A 22,828-nucleotide genomic window follows, 5' to 3' on the forward strand; every position below is an offset into this window, starting at 1 on the left:
GAGGGCAAGATGGCGACGACAACCGCGGCGCAACGCCGCGAGCAGGCAAAACGTGATTACGACGCGTTCCTGGAGCGCTGCCCGACGCGGGAACTGCTGAGCAGGCTCACCGACAAGTGGGTGGCGCTGGTGATCCCGGCGCTTGCCAACGGCCCGCAACGGCACGGCGAACTCGCCCGCCGCATCGCCGGCATCAGTCAGAAGATGCTCACGCAGACCCTCCGGACGCTGGAGCGCGACGGCCTGGTCACCCGCACGGTCACCGCGTCGGTGCCGGTCCGCGTCGACTACGAGCTCACCCCGCTGGGCCATGAACTGTTCCCGGTCATGATCTCCATCAAGGACTGGGCGGAATCGCACATGGACCGGGTGTTCGAAGCCCGAGCCCGATTCGACGCACTCCCCTGAGGAGCCGCGGTCCAGCGGCGACCGTGGGGCGCCCGGGCAGTCACCAGCGGTAGGCCAGGTGCACGGCGAGCGCGGCCAGCACGGTGACGAAGAAGACGGCCCATCCCACGAGATCGCGTGACCCGACCCGCAGGTGGGCGATGAGCGCGCCGACGAAGTAGAGCACCAGCCCCGCCGCGGCGAGCGTCCCCAGCAGCGGTACGACGAAACCGGCAAGCAGCCCCACGGAGCCGGCCGCCAACAGCAGGCCCAGCACCGGTAGCCAGGACCGTGGCACCCGCTTCCTGTCCGCCTGGGCCTTGGGATAGTCGTGGCCGATGAGGTAGGTGACCGCGGCGGTGCCGGTGAACACCGAGGCGATGATGGTGACTGTCACGTAAGCGGCGAACATGAACCCTCCCTGTGGTTGTCACCTCAGGGACGGGGCAGCTCCGCGAAACGTTACGGGCGCGCGCTCAGCAGAAAGCGGTGCCCTCCGGGTCATCCCGGAGGGCACCGCTTCGTCGCAGGGTCAGAGGAACTTGTACATGTCCGCGGAGGCGGGCTCGGTGTCGCCGGCGGGCGGCGCGGTCACCGAGACCTTCTCGCCGAAGCCGCTCATCTTCATGTCGGTGACGAGATCACCGAGGCTCTTCGTGGCGACCGTGTAGGAGAGCGCGGTGAGCCGGCCGTCGGCGTCGACTGTCGCCTCGAAGGGGACCGCCGCCGGGTCCTTCGCCAGCTTGGCGGTGGACTTGAGGCCGTCGCGCATTCCACCGTCGGTGCCGGCGGCCTCCGCGGCCTTGTTCAGGTCGGCGGTGCCGCTGTAGCGGCCGGGGCTCACCTCCTGAGCGGTCACGATGCCGCCGATGATGCCGGTCTGCGCCTTGAGGTCGAACGACTGGCGCAGCGAGCTGGTCGGCCGGAGCTTGTTGAGGTCGATCTTCATCCAGGGCTTCTCGCCCTCGAGCGAGTCCGACTTGATGTAGGCGGCATCGCCGATCAGCCGGGCCTCGATCGGCTCCGGGGCGTTCCCGGTGACGTGGATCGCCTTGGCGGCGGGGTCCATCTTGCCGCTGAGGGTGATCGACTGGTTGCCGGCCTTGACCGAGGCGTCCATGGTGACCGTGCCAGCGAGACTGCGGTCCATGGCCTGTCGCACGGCGGCGACCGGTTCGACCTTGGACGTGGCGGGGGCCGCGGAGGGCCCGGCCCCTCCGGTGCTGTCACCGGAGCTGGTGCCGCAGCCGGCCACGAGGGCGGCGGCGAGGGCAATCGAAAGGGTAGGGATCAGTCGACGCATAGACGTGACCCTAACCGCCCACCGCTACCCGATTTTCACGAGTGGCAGACGCCGCGCGAACAGGCCGAGGCGACAGGTGCAGGAGCCGGACGGTTTTCGGCTGTCCCGCTCGGCCGAGAACCTGGTCGACGAGGCCGTTGTCCCTCGTGCGAGCTACCCGCAAGTGTCCACCGCGCGGTGACGATTCCTGACCGGCGGCTCCATAGCGTTTGACGTGGCCGCGGCGCTACCGCCGCGGACCTCGTTGAAGGAGTCATCATGCGCCTGTTGAAGCAGCTCGTGACCGTTGCGGCGGTCGCCTTCGTCGGTGGCCAGGCCATCGCCGCGGTGGAGGGAAACGACTTGCTCACCCTGCTCCTCGGTCTGTCGACGGCCGTGGTCGCCGTCCTCGTCTATGGGTGGGTGGTACGGCGTACCGAACGTCGCCCGGTCACCGAGTTGGCGCGGTCCGGGGCAGGCGCTCGGATCACCCGAGGACTTCTGATCGGGTTCGGGATGTTCGCGGCGGTGATCGTCAACATCGCCTTCGTCGCCGACTACGACATCGACGGACTGGGGTCGGTGACCGGCGCGGTGGCGCTGCTCGGGTTCATGGCCGCCGCCGCCGTGACCGAGGAGTTGATGTTCCGGGGTGTGCTGTTCCGGATTGTCGAGGAGCGTACGGGCACCTGGATCGCGCTGGCGCTCACCGGCGCGGTGTTCGGCCTGATGCACCTGTTCAACCCCGACGCCAGCGTGTGGGGTGCGATCTGCATCGCGGTCGAGGCCGGGTTCATGCTCGCGGCCTGCTACGCCGCCACCCGCAACCTGTGGGTGCCGATCGGCCTGCATTTCGCTTGGAACTTCGCCGCCGGCGGTATTTTCAGCGTGGTGGTCTCCGGGAACGGCGAGTCTGAGGGCCTGCTGGACACCTCGCTGTCGGGCCCGGCCCTGGTCACGGGCGGCGACTTCGGACCGGAGGGCAGCCTGTACACGGTGGCGGCGGGTGTGGCGCTGACCGTGGTGTTCATGTGGCTGGCTCGCCGCCGGGGTCACATCGTCCCGCGTCGCCGCAAGGCGGTCGTCACCGAGGCGGCGCCGGTTACGGTTTCATGATGATCGACCTTCGGATGGTCCCGGGCTCGTGGCGGCGGTGGCCCGTCACGGTCCGGGATCTACCGTTGGCGCTGCTGCTCGCTCTGGTGTCGGTGGTGCCGCCGCTCCGCAATCACGGTACGCAGCTCGGCGACCTGCCGGGGCGTCCCTTCGACGCGCTGACCGTCGCGGTGATCGCCCTGGAGTGCCTCCCACTCGCCGTCCGCCGGCGCTGGCCTGCCCTCTGCCTCGCCCTGGTGTCGGTCGGTTTCGTGATCGACCAGCTGCGCGCCTATCACACGGTGGCGGGCTCCGCGTTGGCGATCGCGCTGCTGAGCGCGGGGGCACACGTGCAACGTCATCGACGTGCCACCATGGTGCTGGGCTCCGCCGCGTACGTGGCGCTGGCCGTCGCTCTCGACCGACAGGGGTCGACCGAGGGCGTGCTCGGCTTCGCCACGTTCTACCTGTTGCTGGTCCTCGCGTGGGGCGTCGGCGCGTGGTTGCGGGAGGCCCGGGCCGTCGAAACCGAACGCCGTCGCCATGTGGCAGTGACCGCCCGCGCCGCCGAACGCACCCGCATCGCGAGCGAACTCCACGACATCGTGACCCACCATGTGACGGCGATGGTCGTGCAGGCCGAGGCGGCCCGCTACCTGACCGCCGCCCCGGAGCGCCTCGACACGACGCTGACCGCCATCACCGACACCGGCCGCCGGGCCATCACCGATCTGCGGCACCTGCTCGACCTGCTCAACCCCGACCACAGCACCGACCCGTGTACGCCGGCCGTGGGCGAGCTGCACGCCCTCGTGGCGCAGACGCGGCAGGCGGGTCAGCCGGTGGAGTTCACCGAGGACGGCAGCCCCGCGGAGACGACAGGCGGTGCCGAGGTGGTTGCCTACCGGGTGGTGCAGGAGGCGCTGACGAACGCCCTCAAGTACGCGCGCGGCGGCCGCACCACTGTTCACGTACAGCACGGCGAGAGGGAGACCACTGTGCAGGTCAGCACCGAGGGTTCGGGTTCGTACTCCGAGGGTCCCGGCGGGAGCGGGCGTGGCCTCGCGGGACTGCGCGAACGGGTCGACGTGCTCGGTGGCGACTTCAGCGCGGGACGGCAGGCGGACGGCAGCTTCGTCGTGCGTGCCCGCATTCCCACCGGCAGCCCGTCATGACGACGCCGATCCGGGTGCTGGTCTGCGACGATCAGGCGTTGATCCGCACCGGCTTCGCGACGATCATCGGCGCTCAGCCCGATCTCGAGGTGGTGGGTGAGTGCGGCGACGGGCGTGCCGCGGTCGACCTCGCCAGGCGGCTGCATCCGGACGTGGTCGTGATGGACGTACGGATGCCGGTGCTCGACGGCATCAAGGCGACGCGCCTGCTGGCCGGTGCCGGGGTGGCTCAGCCCGTGAAGGTGCTGGTGGTGACGACGTTCAACCTCGACGAGTACGTGTACGAGGCGCTGCGCGCGGGAGCGAGCGGGTTCCTGCTGAAGGACGCCCCGCCGGCGCAACTGCTGCACGGTATCCGCACCGTCGCGAGCGGTGCGGCGCTGCTGGCGCCCGAGGTGACCCGGCAGCTCGTTGGCAGGTACGCGGCGCGGATCCGCCCCGCCGAGGGCACGCCGGACGACGTCGGGCTGACGCCACGTGAGCTGGAGGTGTTGCGCCTCATCGCCGATGGCCTGTCCAACAGCGAGATCGCCGCGACGCTGGTGATCAGCCAGGAGACCGTCAAGACGTACGTGTCACGCATCCTCACCAAGCTCGACCTGCGCGACCGAGTACAGGCGGTGGTCTACGCCTACCGCGCGGGCCTGGTGACGTAGGAGTCCGACGTCAGTCCGCCGGCAGTTGATCGGCGCGGGTGAGCACCCGGTCGACGAGGCCGTACTCCCGGGCCTGCTCGGCGGTGAACCAGCGGTCCCGGTCCCAGTCCCGCTGGATCTCGTCGAGCGTCCGTCCACTGTGCTCGGCGATCAGCTCCTGCATGGTCCGCTTCACGTGCAGCATGTTCTCGGCCTGGATGGTGATGTCCGAGGCTGTGCCGCCCATCCCGCCGGAGGGCTGGTGCATCATGATCCGCGAGTGCGGCAGCGCGTACCGCTTGCCGGCCGCGCCCGCGCACAGCAGGAACTGCCCCATCGAGCCCGCGAACCCGAGCGCCAGCGTGGCCACGTCGTTGCGGACGTAGCGCATCGTGTCGTAGACCGCCATTCCGGCGCTCACCGAGCCACCCGGCGAGTTGATGTAGAGGTAGATGTCCCGCTCGGCGTCCTCGGCCGCGAGCAGCAGGATCTGCCCGCAGATCTGGTTGGCCGACTCCTCGGTCACCTCGGTGCCGAGAAAGACGATCCGCTCCCGCAGCAGCCGCTCGAACACCTGGTCACCGAATGTCGGTTGCCCACTGTCCCGCATCCGTACGCCGTACCCGATCATCTGTCGCCGCCCTCCGCCGTGCCGGCGGGCGGGGGAACCGCCCGGGGGACCGGCTCCTCCAGCGTGCGGCGGCGACCGGCGGCCGGCCAGGGATTCTGCCGCCGGCAGATCCGCCGACGGCAGAACCCCGGCCGGCCTACACCAGGGTCAGCCGCCGCCGGCCCGTCAGGGCCCGACGGCAGGCCAGCATCTTGGAGGTACGCGGACCGGGGCGCCGGGTCGGCGCGGAGGCGATCAGCCGGACCCGCAGCCCCGCCCCGCCAACGGTCGACCCGACCGGCGATGCCGGACCGCCGACGTGCAGGATCGGCCCGCCCAGCCGCAGCACCGGCCCGGCCGGCTGCCGGACGGGGGTCGGCGCGGCGGCCACGGGTGGCGTGGACCCACCCGGCTGGAAGCCGATCCGGAAGGTTGAACCGGTCTCGGTGCGCGCCGACGGCACCCGCTCCAGTCGGGCCAGCGCGGCCCGGGGCGCGGCGGGGAGGCGACGTTCGACGCGGCGCAGGTCGTCGCGGGCCGCTTCGAGCAGGTCGGAGAGTTGGATGCCGAGCGCCCGGCAGATCGCCGCGAGCACCTCCGAGGATGCCTCCTTGCGGCCGCGCTCGACCTCGGACAGGTAGGGCACCGAGACCCCGGCGGACGCGGCCACCTCGCGCAGCGTGCGGCCCTGGCTCTGGCGCAGCCGGCGCAGCACCCCGCCGATCACTCGTCGCAGCAACGACATGCCGACCTCACTCTCGCGGTCGTCGGAGGAACACCTCCATCATGCCGGTTGTCGGACCGGTCGGCGGTCCCGTGCGGTCGCGCGCCGCAGCCGTCCGCCGCTCGTCACGGATCCCGGCTGCCGGCCCGCGCCGGGCTCGGTGGTGTCGTCCGACAGTGGCGTGCCGGGGGCGGTGCGGTGTCCGCTGCGCGACCCGGGCGTGCGGCGTGCGGCGTACCCGCTATGTTGTGCTCGTGCAGGCGACGGCGGCGGAGCAGGTTCGACGGTGATCCATTTTCCCGCGCAGCGCCGGGGCCCGCTGAGCGCGCTGAGCCTCCGGCTCGCGGCCGCCCTGGGTCTGGTCTTCGCCGTGGTGGCGGCGGTCTATCTGGACCGGGACGGCTACCGCGACGTCAACGAGGACGGCCTCACCCTGCTCGACTGCTTCTACTACGCGGTCGTCTCGCTCTCCACGACCGGTTACGGGGACATCACCCCGGCCGCGCCGTCGGCCCGGCTGGTCAACGTCCTGTTCGTCACCCCGGCCCGGGTGCTCTTCCTGATCATCCTGGTCGGCACCACCCTGGAAGTCCTGACCGAGCAGTACCGGACCGGCCGTCGCCTGTCGCGGTGGAGGAGAGTCGTGAAGGACCACGTCATCATCTGCGGCTACGGCACCAAGGGCCGCAGTGCGGTCAACGCCCTGATGGAGAACGGCCTGGACAAGTCGAGGATCGTGGTGGTGGAGCGCAGCAGCACCGCCCTGCGGCAGGCCACGTCGGCCGGGCTGGTGGCGATCGAGGGGTCGGCGACCCGGTCGTCGGTGCTGAACGAGGCGCACGTGCGCAACGCGAAGGCAGTGATCATCGCGACCGACAGTGACGATGCCTCGGTGCTGGTGGCGCTGACCGTACGGCAGCTCACCGCCGGGCAGGTCCGGATCATCGCGGCGGCACGGGAGGCGGAGAACGCCCCGCTGCTCAAGCAGAGCGGCGCGCACCACGTCATCGTCTCCTCGGCGACCGCCGGCCGTCTGCTCGGTCTGTCCACCTCGGCGCCGCCGCTGATCGACGTGGTGGAGGACCTACTCACGCCGGGGCAGGGCATGGCGCTGGCGATGCGCTCGGCGGAGCGGGACGAGGTGGGTCGCTCGCCGCGCGAGCTGGATTCCCTCGTGATCGCCCTGGTGCGACGCGGCAAGGTGGTCACCCTGGCCGACCGGGCCGGTGCGGTGATCGAGACCGGCGACATGCTGGTGCACGTCCGCGACGACCGCCCGCAGTCCACGGCGACGGTCTGACGCTGGCGCGTCAGCAGGCGTCGGGCTCCTCGATGAGCGCTTCGCCGCAGCTGATCGGTGTCGTGGTGGCGGCCCGCCTGAGCAGCTCGTAGAGCGTTTCCCGCTCGGCCGGCTCCAGCGCCCCGAACACCTCGTCCTCTGCGCCCGCGAGGGCGCATTCCGCCTCTTTGAGGCGTTTCGCACCATCTTCGGTGAGTTCGACGACGTGTCGGCGGCGGTCCTGGGGTGACCGCCGCCGCTCGACCAGGTCTTTTGCTTCGAGGTCGTTGAGCAGCCCGACGATGTTGGTGCTGTCCATCTCCAGGGTGCTGGCGAGCGCCTGCTGGCTGGTGCCGCCGCCCGCGCGCAGCACCGTGAGCGCGACCAGGTGTCGGGGCCGCAGGCCCAGCGGCGCGAGCACCGACTCGGCCCGCAGTCGCATCCGCCGCGCCAGGTGATCCAGCAGGGCTCCTGAGCGGTGCTCCGAGGGATCCAGCGGTAGGGCGGACATGTGACCCAGTCTACCGAGCCGTCGGAACATCTGCCTGCTATAAATAGTTGGCGCTACACAGACGATCCTTGGAGGAGAAATCATGAACCTGCTGCATATCGATTCGAGCATCCGGGGTGACTGGTCGGTCAGTCGGCGGCTCACCGCCCGTGCCGCCGCGGCCTGGCGCGCGGCACACCCCGACGGCACGGTGACCTACCGTGACCTGGGCGCCGAGCCGCTGCCGCACCTGGACTCGGAGGGCGGGCTGGCGCGGATGACGCCGCCGGAGCAGCACACTCCGGCCCAGCGCGAGTCCTGGGAGCTCAGCGTGCGGCTGGTCGACGAGGTGAAGCAGGCCGACGTGGTGCTGCTCGGGCTGCCGCTCTACAACTACGGGGCGCCGAGCAGCGTGAAGTCCTGGGTCGACCACCTGATCGTCGCCGGCCTCACCTACGACCCGACGACGCAGGAGGGCCTGCTCAGCGGCCGCGAGTTCGTGGTGCTGGCCACCCGGGGTGGCGGCTACGGCGAGGGCACCCCGCGGCACGGCTGGGACCACGCGGAGCAGTGGCTCCCGCACGGCCTGTCGATGACCGGCCTGGAGCCGCGTTTCATCAGCACCGAGCTGACCCTGGCCCCGTCGGTGCCGGCGATGGCCGAGCTGATCCCGCTGCACGAGGCGAGCCTCGCGGCGACCGAGAAGGAGATCGACAACCTCTGGCTGCCGGCCTCCGCCCAGCGCTGAAGCACCGCCGGTACGAACGACAGCGGCCGTCCCCGGAATCGGGAACGGCCGCTGTCACTCAGCTTGGACGGGTCAGAGGATCGTCCAGGTGTCGCCGCTGCCCAGCAGGCCGGCGAGCTGCTGCTCGGGGGTCTCGGTGACAGTCGCCTTCGCCGCCGCTAGCTGGCCCTGGACCACGCTGTCGTAGGACGGCCGGTCCACCGACCGGAACACCCCGATCGGGGTGTTGCGCAGATCCAGGCCGGGCAGCCGGGACAGCGCGAAGGCGTACGCGGGGTCGGTCACCGTCGCGTCGTGCACGACGATCTCCTCCGGGCGGACCGAGGCGGTCTCCCGGACCTCCAGGCCGAACGCGCCCGGCGGGTGCACCACGCAGAACCGCCCGTCCGCGCCGAAGGTGATCGGCTGCCCGTGTTCCAGGCGGATCAGGTAGTCGTCCCGGGTGGACGGGTCCTTGAGCTGGTCGAACGCCCCATCGTTGAAGATGTTGCAGTTCTGGTAGATCTCCACGAACGCCGAACCCTCGTGCTCGGCGGCGGCCCGCAGCACCGACTGCAGGTGCTTGCGGTCGGAGTCGATGGTGCGACCGACGAAGCTGGCCTCCGCGCCGAGGGCGAGCGAGAGCGGGTTGAACGGGGCGTCCGCCGAGCCGGCCGGGGTCGACTTGGTGACCTTGCCGACCTCGGAGGTCGGTGAGTACTGGCCCTTCGTCAGACCGTAGATCCGGTTGTTGAACAGCAGGATCTTGAGGTTGACGTTGCGGCGCAGCGCGTGGATCAGGTGGTTGCCGCCGATGGACAGCGCGTCGCCGTCCCCGGTGACCACCCAGACCGACAGGTCCGGCCGGGACACCGACAGGCCGGTCGCGATCGCCGGCGCGCGGCCGTGGATCGAGTGCATCCCGTACGTGTTCATGTAGTACGGGAAGCGGGACGAGCAGCCGATCCCGGAGACGAACACGGTCCGCTCGCGGGGGATGTTCAGCTCCGGCATGAACTGCTGGATGGCCGCCAGGATCGCGTAGTCACCGCAGCCGGGGCACCAGCGCACCTCCTGGTCGGACTTGAAGTCCTTCGCGGTGAGCTTGAGGGCGACGGGCTCAGACATTCTTCAGGACCTCTTCCAGCGTCGTCTCCAGCTCGGCGGCCGTGAACGGCAGGCCGCGGACCTGGTTGTAGCTGATCGCGTCGACCAGGTAGCGGGCCCGGATGACGTGGGCCAGCTGACCCAGGTTCATCTCCGGGATGACCACCTTGTCGTAGGAGCGCAGCACCTCACCGAGGTTGGCCGGCATCGGAGCCAGGTGCCGCAGGTGCGCCTGGGCGATGGACAGCCCGCGCTGGCGAACCCCACGGCAGGCGGCGCCGATCGGCCCGTACGTCGAGCCCCAGCCGAGCACCAGCACCCGGGCGTCGCCGTCCGGGTCCTCCACCTCGATGTCCGGCACCGGGATCGTCTCGATCCGGGCCGCCCGGGTGCGGACCATGAAGTCGTGGTTCGCCGGGTCGTACGAGATGTCACCGGTCTTGTCGGCCTTCTCCAGCCCACCGATGCGGTGCTCCAGCCCCGGGGTGCCGGGGATCGCCCACGGCCGGGCCAGGGTCTCCGGGTCACGCAGGTACGGCAGGAAGGTCGTGCCGTCCTCGCCGTTGGGCCTGGTGGCGAACTCGACCCGCAGGTCGGGCAGCGACTCCACGTCGGGCAGCAGCCACGGCTCGGAACCGTTGGCCACGTAGTTGTCCGACAGCAGGATCACCGGCGTGCGGTAGGTCAACGCGATCCGCGCCGCCTCCAACGCCGCGAAGAAGCAGTCCGACGGCGACTTCGGCGCGATCACCGCGACCGGCGCCTCGCCGTGCCGGCCGTACAGCGCCATGTTGAGATCGGCCTGCTCGGTCTTGGTCGGCATGCCCGTCGACGGCCCGGCCCGCTGCACGTCCACGATCACCAACGGCAACTCCAACGCCACCGCCAGGGAGATCGTCTCGCTCTTGAGCGCCACACCCGGCCCGCTGGTGGTGGTCACCCCCAACGACCCGCCATAGGACGCGCCCAGCGCCGCGCCGACCGCGGCGATCTCGTCCTCGGCCTGCATGGTCAGCACGCCGAAGCGCTTGTGCTTGCTCAGCTCGTGCAGGATGTCCGACGCCGGAGTGATCGGGTACGCCCCGAGGAAGACCGGCAACCCCGAGCGCACCCCGGCGGCGACCAGGCCCAGCGAGAGCGCGGCGTTGCCGGTGATGTTGCGGTAGGTGCCCGGATGCATCTTCGCCGGCTTGACCTCGTAGCGCACCGCGAAGTCCTCGGTGGTCTCGCCGAAGTTCCACCCGGCCTTGAAGGCGGCCACGTTCGCGGCGACCAGCTCGGGACGGGCCGCGAACTTGCGCTCCAGAAAGCGCAGGGTCGACTCGTACGGCCGGGAGTACATCCAGGAGAGCAGACCGAGGGCGAACATGTTCTTCGACCGCTCGGCGTCCTTCTTGGACACCTCGTACGCGGCGAGCGCCCCGACTGTCATCGACGTCAGCGCCACCGGGTGCACGACGTAGCCGGCCAACGAGTCGTCGTCCAGCGGGCTGGTCTGGTAGCCGACCTTGGCCAGGTTGCGCCGGGTGAACTCGTCGGTGTTGACGATGATGTCCGCGCCGCGCGGCAGGTCGGCCAGGTTGGCCTTGAGCGCGGCCGGGTTCATCGCCACCAGCACGTTCGGCGCGTCGCCCGGCGTGAGGATGTCGTAGTCGGCGAAGTGCACCTGGAAGCTCGACACACCGGGCAGGGTGCCGGCGGGAGCCCGGATCTCAGCGGGGAAGTTCGGCAGCGTGGAGATGTCGTTGCCGAGCTGCGCCGTCTCGGAGGTGAACCGGTCGCCGGTCAACTGCATGCCGTCGCCGGAGTCACCGGCGAACCGGATGACCACCCGGTCGAGTTGACGGATCTGCTTGGTCACTGTGCCACCTTCGTTCGCGACTGCGGGGCCCGCAAAACCGGCTCACTCCTCGCGCTCACCGAGTCACCGTCGTTCGCTGCGTGCGGTCGCGTGGACGGCTGAACATCATGGTGACCTCGCCTTGCCCGGCCACGGGACCTCCTTGACGCAACGCCGCACCGCACCGCCCCAGGCTGGTCCGGTCCGCTGTCGTTCCTTACCGAGAGCCTACGTCGAACGGACCCCCGACCCTCCCCGGAGGTCCGCCGACTGAGACCCGATCGACCCGATATTTGCCCAATTTTGCGGGGTTTCGCCCCGGCCGCCGTAATTCAGATCACCGTCCCCGGCCGGCCGCGACCCCGGCCGGGGACGGCCAGGGTCGTCGATCGGTCATTCGGTGGGCGGAGCCGTGGGCTCTGCCGGCGGCCCGCCGAGGCGGCGGCGCAGCGAGGTGGTCGCCAGCGTGAGGGCCAGCACCACCAGCAGCGCGGAGACCGCGATCAGGATGACCGCGGTCCGCTGCACCGAGGACATGCCGCCGTCGTCGTCGGTGGTCGCGCCCGCCGGGAGTACGCCCTGCGAGCCGGTCGGCGCGGGCGGCGAGACGACAGGCGTGGCCATCGCGGCGGCCGCGGTGATGCGGAAGCTCATCTGCACCCGCCGGGTCGCGCCGTTGCGCGGGTCGAGTTGACCAATCACCGCTCCGGACAGCGGCGCCTCCCGCTGGGCCTGCGGAGTCGCCTCCACCGGCAGCCGCAGCTCGCGGGTCTCGCCGGCCGACAGCAGGCCCGCGTCGCACCGGGTGCGGGACGCCTCGACCGGCAGGCAACCCGCCGGTGGGGTCGGTACGTTCACCCCGGCCGGCAGGATCACCTCCACCAGGCCGGCGGCGTCCACCGTGCCGGTGTTGACCAGCCGCACCGCGAGGGTGCTCGCCGCGCCGCTGATGTCGAACGCGACCTCGTCGGCGGCCAGCGAGATGCCGGGCACCGGCGGGCCGGGCGGGAACAGCACCGCGAAGCCCTGGTCGTCGGCCACCTCGCCGGACACCCCCGGCGCGTCCGCGACGACCCGCACGGAGCCACTGAGCGGCATCCGCTCCCAGGCGTCGCCGGCGACCCGCAGCCGGATCAGGCTGCTGAACCGGACGCCCGCCTCGGCCGTCCAGGCACCGCACTGGTACGCGTCGCCGCCCGCTGCGGCGCACCCCTTCGTCCCGGCGTCGCTCAGCCCGGCCGGCAGGGTGTACGAGAGCCGGACGCGCTGCGCTGCGGTGCCGGTGTTCGCCACGGTGACCCGCAGCGTGGTGGTGGTGCTGGCCGCGTTCCAGTACGCCTCGGGCAGGGTGACGTCCTCGGTGGTCACCTGCACGCCGAGCGGGCTCGGCACCGGCGCCGGCGTGCCACCCGGCGCGGGCGGCTGAACCGGGGGGACCGGGGGAGCCGGCGGCCCGGGCGTCGGCGGTCGCGTGCTGCCCCCCGGTGCGGGAGCGGTGGTGGTGGGCGGCGGCACGTTCGGCGGGGTGGTCGGCGGAGGCGCCGGGGGCGTCGTCTCCGGTGGCGGCGCGGTGGTCTCCGGGGCCGGGTCGGTAGGTGCGGGATCGCCGCCCGGATCCTCGGTGGGGGTGGGCTCCTGGGCCGGGGTGGTCTCCGGGTCCGGATCGGGATCGGGCGCCGACTCCGTCACGGCGGCGATCGGGTGGGTGTGCGGCACCGCCGCGCTGGCGAGGGCCGGAGCGCCCGCGAGCGCCGCGAGCAGCCCGAGCGCGAGCGACGCCGCCAGCAGGGGCGCGGGATGTCGCCCCGCAGCCCGGCGTTCGGGCGATACCTTCACGCGGGCCATCTGTCCTCCGGTGCCATGGGTGGAAGTCCAATGTTCGTAACAGTTGTCTCAGTGCACTAGTCCCACGCGGAAACAAATCCGTAACGTGTTTGGGACGACCTGTCCGTCTGGGCGGTAGGCTCCCGATGTGACCGGTTACCTGGGCTCGTACGCGACGCTCGGGCTCTTGCTGCTCGCCAGTGTCCTGTTCTTTGTGACGGCGTTCTCGGCCAACCGGGTGTTACGTCCCGCCCGTCCGGCCGACCCGTTCGGCAAGCGGACCAGCTACGAGTGCGGGCTCGACCCGGTCGGCGCCGACTGGGCGCAGATGCAGATCCGCTACTACGTGTACGCGTACCTGTACGTGCTGTTCGCGGTCGAGGCGGTGTTCCTCTTCCCGTGGGCGGTGGTCTTCGACCGGCCGGGCTTCGGCCTGGTCACGGTGGTGGAGATGGCGGTGTTCGTGGCGGTGCTCGCCCTCGGCATCCTCTACGCCTGGCGTAGGAACATCCTGCGCTGGACCTGAGCGCCGCGTCCTCCGGCGATCGTGCCGCTCCGCCGACCGTTCACGGCGGTCGCCGCACCGACCAGACGACTCAGGCCAAACCCCGCCGGGTCGCCGTGGGCGGGCGGTCGCCGCGGATCGAGGCGACCATGTCCAGCACCCGACGGGTGGGCCCGACCTGGTGGGCCCGGAACACCCGAGCGCCCAACCAGGCGGAGACCGCCGTCGCGGCGAGCGTGCCCTCCAGCCGCTCGGCCACCGGCAGGTCCAGCGTCTCGCCGACGAAGTCCTTGTTGGAGAGCGCCACCAGCACCGGCCAGCCGGTCGCGGTCAGCTCGTCCAACCGGCGGGTGATCTCCAGGGAGTGCCGGGTGTTCTTGCCGAAGTCGTGCGCCGGGTCGATGAGGATGCCGTCGGGGCGTACCCCCGCCGCCACCGCGCGCTCGGCGAGCCCGGTAACCGTCTCGACCACGTCGGCGACCACGTCGTCGAAGGCGGCCCGGTGCGGTCGGGTCCGGGGGACCAGCCCGCCGGCGTGCGAGCAGACCAGGCCGGCGCCGGTGCTCGCCGCGACCCGGGCGAGCGCCGGGTCGGCGCCCGACCAGGTGTCGTTGAGCAGGTCCGCGCCGGCCGCCACGGCCTCCGTCGCCACCTCGGCACGCCAGGTGTCGATGGAGATCACCACCTCCGGGAACGCGGCCCGTACGGCGGCGATGGTGTCCACGGTGCGGCGGATCTCCTCCGCCACGTCCACCTCGGCGCCCGGTCCCGCCTTGACCCCGCCGATGTCGATGATCGCCGCGCCCTCGTCGACCGCCCGCTCGACGGCACGCAGCGCGCTGTCGGCGGCGAAGGTGGCGCCCCGGTCGAAGAACGAGTCCGGTGTGCGGTTGACGATGGCCATCACCACCAGCTCACCCGGGGCGAACGTCCGCCCACCAAGCCGAAGTGCCCCGGCCATCACGCCTCCCGACTGTCCGCACCGTCGCCGCCGCTCCGGCCGCCACCGACGCTAGCGGGTCGGCCGGCCGGTGCGCGGGGCGGGCGTGGGCGTCGATCGCGATCGGGGTGGTGGGGTCGCTCCCAGCCGCCTGTCGTGCCACGATCAGTGCATGGGTCAGCTTCTGCTCCTCCTGGTCGTGGCATTGACGGTCGCGGCGGTCGTTTTCGGCGTGACGGTGTTGGTCAGTGGCCGGGATCCCGGCCTCGCGCCGACCGAACCGGATTCGCAGGCCATCCCGCTGCCCGGCACCCGGCCACTGCGGGAATCCGATGTGGGCGCGGTCCGGTTCGACACCGGTTTGCGCGGGTACCGGATGGCCCAGGTCGACCAGGCGATGCGCCGTGCCGCCTACGACATCGGCTACAAGTCCGAGCTGATCGGCGTGCTGGAGTCGGAGGTCATCGCGTTGCGTGAGGGCCGCATCGACGACGCGGACGCGCTGCGCCAGGCCCGCGAGCAGGCCGCGACGGCGGTGCCGGCCGCGGCCACCGCGGAGTCGGATGCGGACGGATCGCCGGCCGACGCCGTGCCCGCTCCCACCTCCTCGGCTGCCGATTCGGACGGCGTCGCACCGGGGGACAGCGAGCCGACCGACCGCACGCCTACCGACAGCGAGCCAACCGCCCACAAGCCGGCGGACGGCGAACCGACTGACCGCGAGCCGGCCGCTGACGAGCCGGCCGAGGACGAGCGGGCCGGTGGGGCCGGGCAGCACGGCGCGGTGGTCCGGTCGGAGTCCGCGTGACCGGTCCGGAGGGCGCCGACGATCTTCAGGAGGCGGCGCAACCCGGTGCCGGTGAGGTGACCGCCACCGTCATCGTCAACGCCCCGGCGGCCCGGGTCTTCGCCGCGTTGCTCGCCTGGGAACGACAGTCGGACTGGATCCCGTTCACCCAGGTCCGGGTCGTCGAGGGCGACGGGCGCGAGGGCAGCCGGATCGAGGCGGTGACCGCGCTCGGCCGGGCGACACTGCGCGACGAGATGCTTGTGGTCCGGGTCGACGAGCCGTACGAGATTGGCGTCGTGCACCACGGCCAGGTGCTACGCGGCCCGGGTGTCCTGCGGTGCACCGCACTCGGCGAGGCTCGCACCCAGGTCGTCTGGCACGAGTGGTTCCACCTGCCGGGCGGCCGGGCCGGCCGGCTGGCGTGGCCCGTGCTCTGGCCCGGCTCCAAGCTGGGCCTCACCCAGGCGCTGAAGAGGTTCGCCCGTCTGGTCGAGCAGGGACGACTGCCCTGACCACGCCCGGCGCCGGCTGCCAGCCCGGCGCGCGGAGGAGATGCCCCAGGCGGTGCCGCCACGTCCCGGCGGCGCGCAGGTCCCGGGCGATCGAGACGTACTCGTGGAAGGCCACGCGCACCGGGTTGTAACTGCCCACGTTCTTGGTCAGGCCGTAGACGCAGCGCTCCCGCTCCGCCGCGAAGGAGCCGAACAGCCGGTCCCAGACGATCAGGATGCCGCCGAAGTTGCGGTCCAGGTAGCCGCCCTGGGAGGCGTGGTGGACGCGATGGTGCGACGGGGTGTTGAAGACGAACTCGTACCAGCGCGGCATCTTCTCGATGCGCTCGGTGTGGATCCAGAACTGGTAGAGCAGGTTGACCGAACCGCAGAACGCGACGACCGCCGGGTGTACGCCGGCCAGGATCAGCGGGACGTAGAAGACCCAACTGGTCAGCCCGGTCCACGGCTGCCGGAGCGCGGTGGAGAGGTTGAACCGCTGCGACGAGTGGTGCACCACGTGCGAGGCCCAGAGGATCCGGATGACGTGGTGGCCCCGGTGTGACCAGTAGTAGCAGAAGTCCTGTGCCAGCAGGATCAGCGGCCAACTCCACCAGATGTCGGCGATCCGCAGCGGGGTGAGCGCGTAGAGCAGCGCGTACGCGGCGGCGATCGGCACCTTCCAGAGCAGGTCCGTGAAGACGCTGCCGAGCCCCATGGCCAGGCTCGTCGCGGTGTCCGCGCCGCCGTAGCCGACCTCGTCGTCGTCGCGGTGCAGTAGGTAGGAGACCCGTTCCAGCACGATGAGCAGCAGGAAGGCCGGGATCGACCAGGCGATGACGTCCGGAAATTCCTTCATCGCGCCGCCTCCACTCGCCGTCGTCGGCCGGGGACGCCCCGCTGGGCGACCCCGACCTACCGGTCGGTAACAAGCACGATAGGCAGTGGAGCGGCAGGTGGCAATGGGCTGTCGGTGCGATGGCCTAGCGTGTGCGACGTGAGTGACCTGGTGATCGGCGCCGACGGGCTGGCCCGCTGCGCCTGGGGGGCGAGCACCCCGGACTACGTCGTCTACCACGACACCGAGTGGGGGCGGCCGCTGCGCGGCGACGACGCGCTCTACGAGCGGATGACCCTGGAGGCGTTCCAGTCCGGCCTGTCCTGGCTGACCATCCTGCGCAAACGCCCGGCGTTCCGGTTGGCCTTCGACGAGTTCCACCTCGCCACCGTGGCCGGCTACAGCGAGGCCGACGTGACCCGGCTGCTCGCCGACGCCGGCATCGTCCGCAACCGGGCCAAGATCGAGGCGGCGATCGCCAACGCCCGCGCCGCCCTGGAACTGCCCGACGGGCTGTCCACGCTGCTCTGGTCGTTCGCTCCGGAGCGCCGGCCGGCCCGCCCCGCCTCGTTCGCCGAGCTGGCGCCGATCACCCCGGAGTCGACGGCGATGGCCAAGGCGCTCAAGAAGCGCGGCTTCCGGTTCGTCGGCCCCACCACCGCGTACGCCCTCATGCAGGCCACCGGGATGGTCGACGATCACATCGTCGGCTGTCACGTCACCCGCTGACCGACGGCGTGATGGGATGGCAGGCATGACGACCGAGACCGCGTACCGGGCCGGTGCGGCCGGCAACACCGACGGGCCGGGCACCTGGGCCGTGCTGCTGCCCCCGGAGCGCTACGAGGCCGAGCGGCTCGTGCACCACGACTCGCTGGAGCTGACCGGGCTGACCGACGTCGGGCGTCCCGGCCCCGGTGACCGGGTGGCGGTGCTGGCCGACGCGCCGCCGCGACTGGTGGCCCTCGGCCGGGTCACCGCGCCGACGCAGCGGCACTCCGAGGATCCGGACGATCCGCAGTCCGACATCGAGCCGGGGACGCTCGTCGTGACGTACACCCGCAGGGCCTTCGACGAGCCGGTGCCGACCGACCTGCTCACCCTCGACGGGCTGGTCACCGCACTGGAGCCGGCCGCCTTCCGGGCGTTGGCCGACCGGCTCGGCCCGCCCCCGGCGCGGCGCACCTGGCTGGTCAGCCTCGACCTGCCGATCGAGGCCGGTACGCCGGCCGAGGCGGTGCGTCTGTTCTGGTCGTACGTGCAGGAGTTGGGACCGCGCGAGCTGCCGGCGTTCGTGTCACCGGCCGGCGACGAACTCGCCATGCAGGCGTTCGTGCTGGGCGCGGAGGCCAACCAGGACCCGGAAGAGGACGACTAGAACAGCTTGTCGAGGCGTCCCCGCCAGTCGGCCAGCACCGGCCCCGGGTCGGTGTCCAACACCCGTTCCAGCAGCGTGGCGTAGACGTCCCGGAAGTCCGTGGTGTATTTCAGGTCGCCATCGTCGAGGTCGGTGAGGCTGGGCGCGTCCCCGTGCCAGCCGCCGCGCACTCCCGCGCCGAGCAGCAGCATGTCGGAGGCGGTGCCGTGGTCGGTGCCGTCCGAGGCGTTGGCCTTCACCCGGCGGCCGAACTCGGAGTAGACCGCCACCACCACCTTGCGGCCCGCCTCGCTGCGACTCATCCGGTCGGCGAACGCGGTCAACGCCCGGTCCAGCTGCCCCAGCAGGACGGCCTGCAACTGCTTCTCGTCGGCGTGCGTGTCGAAGCCGCCCAGCGACACCGAGAAGACCCGCGTGGACACGTTCGCCTCGACACACTGCGCGACCAGGTCCAGTTGGGCGTCCAGCGGGGTTCGTGCCCCGCCGGTCGCCGTGGCGGGCGCCTGCTCGCCGTCCGGGTCGTCCGCCTCCGTGGCGGCGGAGTCGCGTACCTGGCGGATCATCTCGTCCACCGACCGCAGGTCGGCGAAGCAGGCGGCCGCACGGCCCCGGGCCGCCGACTCGCCCGCCTCGGCGGCGGAGAACGCCTTCAGCGTCTCGGCCGACAGCCCCTTGGTGGCCTTGCGGTCGGTCACCGGCACGGCGGCGCCCGCGCTGTGCGCCCCGGCCAGCAGCGGTGGCAACGCCGGCTCGAACGACACGGCCAGCCGGGGGTCGCCGCCCGTCCCGTCCAGCCAGCGGCCGAGCCAGCCGGTGTTGCCCGGCCGGTCGGGCTGCGCCGTGTGCCAGATGTCCATCGACCGGAAGTGGCTGCGGTCCGGCTTCGGGTAGCCGACCCCGCGCACGATCGCGAGCCCACCGTCCGACCAGCGCTGGTGCAGCCCGGCCAGCGCCGGGTTGAGGGCGAAGTCGTCGTCGAGCCGCCGCACCTCGCCGTCGGGGTACGCCAGCTCCGGGCGGGCCGCCCGGTAGGCCGGGTCGCCGTACGGGATGACGGTGTTCAGGCCGTCGTTGCCGCCGTAGAGGGTGACCAGCACCAGCGTGCGGGACTGCGGATCACGGTCTCCGGCGGTGTCCAGGAGGTCCCGTAGGCCGTACGCGCCGGCGCCGGCGGCCAGCGCGCCCGCGCCGACCACCCCGCTGGTGAGCAGGAACCTGCGTCGGGTCAGGGTGTCCACTTCTCGACTCCTCCGCTCAGCTGACGGTGTATTCGGGGCTGACCAGCCCGGCGGCCAGCAGCTTGCGCGGCTCGCCGGCCAACGGTGTGAGGGCGGCCCGGGTGCGGGCGCCCCAGCCGTCGACGACCAGCAGTCGGGCCAGCGCGTCCGGCCGGCCGGCGACGGGCGCGGCGGTCAGCCGGGCCAGCACCGCCGGGGTGGCCGCCGCAGCCAGCATCCCGGCCATCCGGAGCCGGGCCTGCAACGACGAGGTGGTCAGCCACGCGGCGCCGGCCGGCCAACCGCCCACGCTGGGCGGCCGCAGCGGCACCTGGTCCAGCGCGTTCAGACCGGAGAGCAGTTGCTTGCGCTGCTGCTCGGGCTGGGCGGAGGGCCGGACGCCGAGCTGTCGCAGCGCGCCGACCATCCACTCCACCGGCTGCTTCACGAGGGTGCCCCGGGTCTGGGCGAAGGCCGGCGAGGAGAACAGCGCGCGCAGGGTGGCGACGGTGTCCGCGCCGGCCAGGCCGTCCGGCGCCGGGACGTCGGTGCCGGCGTAGCGGAACCAGAGCCGCCCGGCCACGAACGTCGCCGCCGTCGGCTGGGCGGCCAGCAGCCCGGCGTACGCCTCGGCGTCGAAGCGGCCGGTCTGTCCCAGGATCGTCTTCTCCCCGGGGTCGTGCCGTTTGGCCTCCAGACGGGCGACGCCGGTGCGCCGGTCCACCACCCAGCCGGTCAACGCCCGCGCGCCGGCCTTCACGTCGGCCTCGGTGTAGCCGCCGATGCCGAGGGTGAACAGCTCCATCAGCTCGCGCGCCAGGTTCTCGTTCGGCGCCTTGCGGGTGTTCTTCTGCCCGTCCAGCCAGATGATCAGGGCGGGGTCGCGCACCATCGCGGCGACCAGCGGGGCCAACGGCCCGCGCCCGTGGCGGCGCAGGGTCTCCAACTGGCCCAGCATCACCCGCGCCGACTTGACCTTCTGCGCGCTTGTCGCCCAGTGCCCGTGCCAGAAGAAGAGCAGCTTCTCGGTCAGCCCGTCCTCGGCGGCGACCATCCGGTCCAGCCACCAGAGGGTCACCTGCTGGAGCTGCTCCCGGCGCTGGGCGTTGGCCTTCTGCCGCTCTTCGCGGGTGGATTCCTTGGTCAGCGCGGCGTACGGGTCCGGGGGCAGCGTCGGCGCTGGGGTGGCCGCCGCGCCCCGGTCGGCCCCTTTCGGGGCGAGCAGGTTGTCCAGGGTCGCCGCCGGCCCAACCCGCTCGGCGGCGTCCACCTCGTCGGCGGTCGGCCCGAAGGTGGCCCGCCGCAGCAGGTGCGCCACCGCTTCACGATCGCTCATGCGGCCCGACGCTAGGCGGCCCGCGTACGAGGACGGTAAGGGCGGGGTGCGAATCGCGTTCAGTGTCCCTCGAAGACCGGTTTCTGCTTGGCGACGAACGCGAGGGTGGCCGCCCGGTGGTCGGCGGTGGCGCCGCAGATCGCCTGAGCCTGCGCCTCGGCCGAGAGGGCGTCGGCGAGCGTGCCGGCGTCGGCGATCGAGAGCTGCCGCTTGATGGCCCCGTACGCGACGGTGGGGCCGGCGGCGAGCCGGGCGGCCAGGTCCTGCGCGACAGGCAGCACCTGCTCGTCGTCGTCCGTCAGTCGGGTGATCAGCCCCAGCCGGCAGGCCTCCTCGGCGCGTACCGGCTCGGCCAGCATCAGCAGCTCCACGGCCTTGGCGTGACCGACCAGCCGGGGCAGCGTCCAGGAGGCGCCGGTGTCGGCGGCGAGGCCGACCTTGGCGAAGGCCATCAGGAAGCTGGTGCTCGGGCCGCCGATCCGGATGTCGGCGAGGAAGGCAAGCGACGCGCCGGCGCCGGCGGCCATTCCGCGGACCGCTGCGACCACCGGCTTGGGCAGGTTGGCCAGCCGGGCGGCGATCGGGTTGTAGTGCGCCCGCACGGTGTCCAGCGGCGGGCCGGAGGAGTTGCCCAGGGTGGCCACGTGCTCGCGCAGGTCCTGCCCGGCGCTGAACGCTCCACCGGCCCCGGCCAGCACGACCGCCCGGCAGGACCGGTCGGTCTCCAGCTCGGCCAGCGTGTCCCGCAGGGCCTCCTTGAGCGCCAGGTCGAGCGCGTTCATCGCCTGCGGCCGGTTGAGGGTGAGGGTGACGACGGCGTCGGTCCGGTCGACGAGCAACGGCTCGGTCACGTGTCTAACGACCCTTCTGTCGAACGATGCGGTTGCCGGCGTCGAGGCACTGCTCGACGTACCGGTCGGCGGCCGGACGCAGGCGGGCCGCGTGCCGGTCGAAGAAGCTGGCGGCGGCGGTGCCGGGCCAGCGCTCGGGCAGCAGCGCGGGGGGCAGCTGCGGGTCCCGGAACAGGAAGGTACGCCACGCGTGCACCAGCCGGAATCGGGCCGCGTACGCCTCCTCGTCGCTGCTGCGCACGGTGACCGCGCCGAGGAGGGGGCGCTGGTCGGCGACGAACCGCTCGTACGCGCGGCCGATCTCGGCCAGGTCCCAGGCGCGGCGGACGACGCCCATCGCGCCGGGGGTGCCGGAGAAGTGCGAGGCCGTGAACCGCTCGAACCGGATGCCGGCCTCGGCGAGCAACAGGTCGACGTCCTCGGCGGGCCGGGTGGCCACCCAGGTCTGCTCGTCGAGCGTGCCGTAGCCGAGGAAGCTGAGGGTGGCGGCGAGTCGTTGCCGGTCCCGCCGGGAACCCGGGGCGTCGAGCACGAGCAGATCGAACCGGCCGTCCCAGGTGACCCGGCCGGTTCGGTAGATCCGGGCCGCCGCCTCGTCGAGTCGTCGGGCGGCTTTTGGTGTGATCGAATATCCCGGTCCGGAGGCCAGCCGGAGCGGGTCGAGCCAGCCTTGACGCACCATCCGGGACACGGCGGTGCGAACGGCGGGCGGCGCGATTCCCAACGGCGCCAGTAGCTTGACCAGGGCGGCGACCGGTGCCCGGCCACCCCTCGGCCGGAGGTGGTCGCCGTACAGGTCGAAGAGTGCCGACCGTGCCTGCATGACCGCACATTGTGACAGGCCTTCTCAAGATAAGCTAGATGCTGTTACATCAATGCTGCTCCGGTTTGGGTCCGGCGGTGTTCATCAGGGAAAATCGTCTGTCGACACCCCCGCGAGAGTTGCGGGAGGTCGTGACGAAGTGGCTGTGGGGCAACCCACCGACCCTGGTGTAGGTCTGAGGGGAGACAACATGGCGGCGATGAAGCCGCGGACGGGCGACGGTCCGCTGGAAGTCACCAAGGAGGGTCGGGGCATCGTCATGCGGGTCCCGCTGGAGGGCGGTGGCCGGCTCGTCGTCGAGATGACTCCCGACGAGGCCAACGCGCTCGGTGACGCGTTGAAGGCAGCCGCCGGCTGAGTGAGGAGCGACCCGGACGGCGTACGCCGCTCGGAGCGTTTCTTGGACCCTGAGCCACCGGGATCGCCGGTGGCTCAGGGTCTTCATCGGTGTGGGCGGGCGATGGCCCGGTCCCACTCTGCGACA

General features: G+C 71.8%; 26 protein-coding genes. 12 read left to right on the top strand and 14 right to left on the bottom strand.

What is annotated here, in order from left to right; translation table 11 throughout:
- Positions 1 to 9: 9 nt before the first annotated feature.
- Positions 10 to 408 (top strand): helix-turn-helix domain-containing protein, encoded by a 399-nt coding sequence (locus B0E54_RS15850; RefSeq protein WP_234584306.1) that lies wholly within the window; start codon positions 10 to 12, stop codon positions 406 to 408.
- A 40-nt stretch (positions 409 to 448) separates the two neighbouring features.
- On the opposite strand, the gene B0E54_RS15855 is transcribed toward B0E54_RS15850, so the two are convergent.
- Positions 449 to 799 (bottom strand): DoxX family protein, encoded by a 351-nt coding sequence (locus tag B0E54_RS15855; RefSeq protein WP_234584307.1) that lies wholly within the window; start codon positions 797 to 799, stop codon positions 449 to 451.
- Between the two features lie 120 nt (positions 800 to 919).
- Positions 920 to 1,690: a hypothetical protein gene (locus B0E54_RS15860; protein ID WP_234584308.1), complete on the bottom strand. Its 771-nt coding sequence runs from the start codon at positions 1,688 to 1,690 to the stop codon at positions 920 to 922.
- A gap of 258 nt (positions 1,691 to 1,948) precedes the next feature.
- Here B0E54_RS15860 and B0E54_RS15865 point away from each other — a divergent pair, with 258 nt between their 5' ends.
- The 3 genes from B0E54_RS15865 to B0E54_RS15875 are packed head-to-tail and all read left to right on the top strand — an operon-like array spanning position 1,949 to position 4,595.
- Complete coding sequence (locus tag B0E54_RS15865) at positions 1,949 to 2,785, top strand: CPBP family intramembrane glutamic endopeptidase (RefSeq protein WP_234584309.1); 837 nt, start codon at positions 1,949 to 1,951, stop codon at positions 2,783 to 2,785.
- Positions 2,785 to 3,939 carry a sensor histidine kinase gene (locus B0E54_RS15870; RefSeq protein WP_234584310.1) on the top strand — a complete coding sequence of 385 codons (1,155 nt, stop codon included), beginning with the start codon at positions 2,785 to 2,787 and terminating at the stop codon, positions 3,937 to 3,939. The genes B0E54_RS15865 and B0E54_RS15870 overlap by 1 nt, the downstream gene beginning before the upstream one ends.
- Complete coding sequence (locus B0E54_RS15875) at positions 3,936 to 4,595, top strand: response regulator transcription factor (RefSeq protein ID WP_234584311.1); 660 nt, start codon at positions 3,936 to 3,938, stop codon at positions 4,593 to 4,595. Before B0E54_RS15870 ends, B0E54_RS15875 begins: the two co-directional genes overlap by 4 nt.
- 10 nt (positions 4,596 to 4,605) lie before the next feature.
- Here B0E54_RS15875 and B0E54_RS15880 read toward each other — a convergent pair whose 3' ends face one another.
- Both B0E54_RS15880 and B0E54_RS15885 read right to left on the bottom strand, forming a co-directional pair.
- Positions 4,606 to 5,205, bottom strand: coding sequence for a ClpP family protease (locus B0E54_RS15880; protein WP_234584312.1), 600 nt, complete (start codon positions 5,203 to 5,205; stop codon positions 4,606 to 4,608).
- Positions 5,206 to 5,341: 136 nt separating this feature from the next.
- On the bottom strand, positions 5,342 to 5,929 hold the full coding sequence (locus B0E54_RS15885) for a helix-turn-helix domain-containing protein (RefSeq protein WP_234584313.1): 588 nt from the start codon (positions 5,927 to 5,929) through the stop codon (positions 5,342 to 5,344).
- A gap of 265 nt (positions 5,930 to 6,194) precedes the next feature.
- On the opposite strand from B0E54_RS15885, the gene B0E54_RS15890 reads away from it, so the two are divergent.
- On the top strand, positions 6,195 to 7,208 hold the full coding sequence (locus B0E54_RS15890; RefSeq protein ID WP_234584314.1) for a TrkA family potassium uptake protein: 1,014 nt from the start codon (positions 6,195 to 6,197) through the stop codon (positions 7,206 to 7,208).
- Between the two features lie 10 nt (positions 7,209 to 7,218).
- Here B0E54_RS15890 and B0E54_RS15895 read toward each other — a convergent pair whose 3' ends face one another.
- Positions 7,219 to 7,698 carry a MarR family winged helix-turn-helix transcriptional regulator gene (locus B0E54_RS15895; protein WP_234584315.1) on the bottom strand — a complete coding sequence of 160 codons (480 nt, stop codon included), beginning with the start codon at positions 7,696 to 7,698 and terminating at the stop codon, positions 7,219 to 7,221.
- Positions 7,699 to 7,780: 82 nt separating this feature from the next.
- On the opposite strand from B0E54_RS15895, the gene B0E54_RS15900 reads away from it, so the two are divergent.
- A complete protein-coding gene (locus B0E54_RS15900; protein ID WP_234584316.1) occupies positions 7,781 to 8,425 on the top strand; it encodes an FMN-dependent NADH-azoreductase in 645 nt (214 codons plus the stop codon).
- 72 nt (positions 8,426 to 8,497) lie between these two features.
- Here the strand turns inward: B0E54_RS15900 and B0E54_RS15905 are convergent, their stop codons facing one another.
- The 3 genes from B0E54_RS15905 to B0E54_RS15915 form a co-directional block, all read right to left on the bottom strand.
- Complete coding sequence (locus tag B0E54_RS15905) at positions 8,498 to 9,532, bottom strand: 2-oxoacid:ferredoxin oxidoreductase subunit beta (protein ID WP_234584317.1); 1,035 nt, start codon at positions 9,530 to 9,532, stop codon at positions 8,498 to 8,500.
- A complete protein-coding gene (locus tag B0E54_RS15910) occupies positions 9,525 to 11,372 on the bottom strand; it encodes a 2-oxoacid:acceptor oxidoreductase subunit alpha (RefSeq protein WP_234584318.1) in 1,848 nt (615 codons plus the stop codon). The genes B0E54_RS15905 and B0E54_RS15910 overlap by 8 nt, the downstream gene beginning before the upstream one ends.
- Positions 11,373 to 11,744: 372 nt before the next feature.
- Complete coding sequence (locus B0E54_RS15915) at positions 11,745 to 13,196, bottom strand: hypothetical protein (RefSeq protein ID WP_234584319.1); 1,452 nt, start codon at positions 13,194 to 13,196, stop codon at positions 11,745 to 11,747.
- A gap of 127 nt (positions 13,197 to 13,323) precedes the next feature.
- On the opposite strand from B0E54_RS15915, the gene ndhC reads away from it, so the two are divergent.
- Positions 13,324 to 13,701: an NADH-quinone oxidoreductase subunit A gene (ndhC, locus tag B0E54_RS15920; RefSeq protein ID WP_234584320.1), complete on the top strand. Its 378-nt coding sequence runs from the start codon at positions 13,324 to 13,326 to the stop codon at positions 13,699 to 13,701.
- Between the two features lie 70 nt (positions 13,702 to 13,771).
- On the opposite strand, the gene folP is transcribed toward ndhC, so the two are convergent.
- On the bottom strand, positions 13,772 to 14,641 hold the full coding sequence (gene folP, locus B0E54_RS15925; RefSeq protein ID WP_234584321.1) for a dihydropteroate synthase: 870 nt from the start codon (positions 14,639 to 14,641) through the stop codon (positions 13,772 to 13,774).
- A gap of 151 nt (positions 14,642 to 14,792) precedes the next feature.
- Here folP and B0E54_RS15930 point away from each other — a divergent pair, with 151 nt between their 5' ends.
- Both B0E54_RS15930 and B0E54_RS15935 read left to right on the top strand, forming a co-directional pair.
- A complete protein-coding gene (locus tag B0E54_RS15930) occupies positions 14,793 to 15,428 on the top strand; it encodes a DivIVA domain-containing protein (RefSeq protein ID WP_234584322.1) in 636 nt (211 codons plus the stop codon).
- Positions 15,425 to 15,922, top strand: coding sequence for an SRPBCC family protein (locus tag B0E54_RS15935; RefSeq protein WP_234584323.1), 498 nt, complete (start codon positions 15,425 to 15,427; stop codon positions 15,920 to 15,922). Before B0E54_RS15930 ends, B0E54_RS15935 begins: the two co-directional genes overlap by 4 nt.
- Here B0E54_RS15935 and B0E54_RS15940 read toward each other — a convergent pair.
- Positions 15,867 to 16,760 carry a sterol desaturase family protein gene (locus B0E54_RS15940; RefSeq protein ID WP_234584324.1) on the bottom strand — a complete coding sequence of 298 codons (894 nt, stop codon included), beginning with the start codon at positions 16,758 to 16,760 and terminating at the stop codon, positions 15,867 to 15,869. The genes B0E54_RS15935 and B0E54_RS15940 overlap by 56 nt on opposite strands.
- 138 nt (positions 16,761 to 16,898) lie before the next feature.
- On the opposite strand from B0E54_RS15940, the gene B0E54_RS15945 reads away from it, so the two are divergent.
- Positions 16,899 to 17,468, top strand: a complete 570-nt coding sequence (locus B0E54_RS15945) for a DNA-3-methyladenine glycosylase I (protein ID WP_308195365.1) — start codon at positions 16,899 to 16,901, stop codon at positions 17,466 to 17,468.
- A 25-nt stretch (positions 17,469 to 17,493) separates the two neighbouring features.
- A complete protein-coding gene (locus B0E54_RS15950; RefSeq protein WP_234584325.1) occupies positions 17,494 to 18,117 on the top strand; it encodes a hypothetical protein in 624 nt (207 codons plus the stop codon).
- Here the strand turns inward: B0E54_RS15950 and B0E54_RS15955 are convergent.
- The 4 genes from B0E54_RS15955 to B0E54_RS15970 are packed head-to-tail and all read right to left on the bottom strand — an operon-like array spanning position 18,114 to position 22,344.
- Positions 18,114 to 19,355, bottom strand: a complete 1,242-nt coding sequence (locus B0E54_RS15955; RefSeq protein ID WP_234584326.1) for a DUF1501 domain-containing protein — start codon at positions 19,353 to 19,355, stop codon at positions 18,114 to 18,116. The two genes, B0E54_RS15950 and B0E54_RS15955, sit on opposite strands and share 4 nt — an antisense overlap.
- 16 nt (positions 19,356 to 19,371) lie before the next feature.
- Positions 19,372 to 20,670 carry a DUF1800 family protein gene (locus tag B0E54_RS15960; protein WP_234584327.1) on the bottom strand — a complete coding sequence of 433 codons (1,299 nt, stop codon included), beginning with the start codon at positions 20,668 to 20,670 and terminating at the stop codon, positions 19,372 to 19,374.
- A 59-nt stretch (positions 20,671 to 20,729) separates the two neighbouring features.
- Positions 20,730 to 21,521 (bottom strand): enoyl-CoA hydratase-related protein, encoded by a 792-nt coding sequence (locus B0E54_RS15965; RefSeq protein WP_234584328.1) that lies wholly within the window; start codon positions 21,519 to 21,521, stop codon positions 20,730 to 20,732.
- Positions 21,522 to 21,525: 4 nt separating this feature from the next.
- Positions 21,526 to 22,344: a PaaX family transcriptional regulator C-terminal domain-containing protein gene (locus B0E54_RS15970; RefSeq protein WP_007455243.1), complete on the bottom strand. Its 819-nt coding sequence runs from the start codon at positions 22,342 to 22,344 to the stop codon at positions 21,526 to 21,528.
- A gap of 190 nt (positions 22,345 to 22,534) precedes the next feature.
- Here B0E54_RS15970 and B0E54_RS15975 point away from each other — a divergent pair, with 190 nt between their 5' ends.
- Positions 22,535 to 22,702 (top strand): DUF3117 domain-containing protein, encoded by a 168-nt coding sequence (locus tag B0E54_RS15975; protein WP_007455245.1) that lies wholly within the window; start codon positions 22,535 to 22,537, stop codon positions 22,700 to 22,702.
- Positions 22,703 to 22,828 lie beyond the last annotated feature (126 nt).

The sequence above is a fragment of the Micromonospora sp. MH99 genome, assembly GCF_021442385.1.
In the GTDB taxonomy this organism is placed as follows: Bacteria; Actinomycetota; Actinomycetes; order Mycobacteriales; family Micromonosporaceae; genus Micromonospora.

Coding starts and splice junctions, on each gene's coding strand:
- B0E54_RS15970 (WP_007455243.1), bottom strand. CDS start 22,344: ATGCAGGCACGGTCGGCACTCTTCGACCTGTACGGCGACCACCTCCGG.
- B0E54_RS15940 (WP_234584324.1), bottom strand. CDS start 16,760: ATGAAGGAATTTCCGGACGTCATCGCCTGGTCGATCCCGGCCTTCCTG.
- B0E54_RS15855 (WP_234584307.1), bottom strand. CDS start 799: ATGTTCGCCGCTTACGTGACAGTCACCATCATCGCCTCGGTGTTCACC.
- B0E54_RS15905 (WP_234584317.1), bottom strand. CDS start 9,532: ATGTCTGAGCCCGTCGCCCTCAAGCTCACCGCGAAGGACTTCAAGTCC.
- B0E54_RS15895 (WP_234584315.1), bottom strand. CDS start 7,698: ATGTCCGCCCTACCGCTGGATCCCTCGGAGCACCGCTCAGGAGCCCTG.
- B0E54_RS15885 (WP_234584313.1), bottom strand. CDS start 5,929: ATGTCGTTGCTGCGACGAGTGATCGGCGGGGTGCTGCGCCGGCTGCGC.
- B0E54_RS15875 (WP_234584311.1), top strand. CDS start 3,936: ATGACGACGCCGATCCGGGTGCTGGTCTGCGACGATCAGGCGTTGATC.
- B0E54_RS15975 (WP_007455245.1), top strand. CDS start 22,535: ATGGCGGCGATGAAGCCGCGGACGGGCGACGGTCCGCTGGAAGTCACC.
- B0E54_RS15870 (WP_234584310.1), top strand. CDS start 2,785: ATGATCGACCTTCGGATGGTCCCGGGCTCGTGGCGGCGGTGGCCCGTC.
- B0E54_RS15880 (WP_234584312.1), bottom strand. CDS start 5,205: ATGATCGGGTACGGCGTACGGATGCGGGACAGTGGGCAACCGACATTC.
- B0E54_RS15850 (WP_234584306.1), top strand. CDS start 10: ATGGCGACGACAACCGCGGCGCAACGCCGCGAGCAGGCAAAACGTGAT.
- B0E54_RS15860 (WP_234584308.1), bottom strand. CDS start 1,690: ATGCGTCGACTGATCCCTACCCTTTCGATTGCCCTCGCCGCCGCCCTC.
- folP (WP_234584321.1), bottom strand. CDS start 14,641: ATGGCCGGGGCACTTCGGCTTGGTGGGCGGACGTTCGCCCCGGGTGAG.
- B0E54_RS15930 (WP_234584322.1), top strand. CDS start 14,793: ATGGGTCAGCTTCTGCTCCTCCTGGTCGTGGCATTGACGGTCGCGGCG.
- B0E54_RS15915 (WP_234584319.1), bottom strand. CDS start 13,196: ATGGCCCGCGTGAAGGTATCGCCCGAACGCCGGGCTGCGGGGCGACAT.
- B0E54_RS15950 (WP_234584325.1), top strand. CDS start 17,494: ATGACGACCGAGACCGCGTACCGGGCCGGTGCGGCCGGCAACACCGAC.
- B0E54_RS15865 (WP_234584309.1), top strand. CDS start 1,949: ATGCGCCTGTTGAAGCAGCTCGTGACCGTTGCGGCGGTCGCCTTCGTC.
- B0E54_RS15900 (WP_234584316.1), top strand. CDS start 7,781: ATGAACCTGCTGCATATCGATTCGAGCATCCGGGGTGACTGGTCGGTC.
- B0E54_RS15960 (WP_234584327.1), bottom strand. CDS start 20,670: ATGAGCGATCGTGAAGCGGTGGCGCACCTGCTGCGGCGGGCCACCTTC.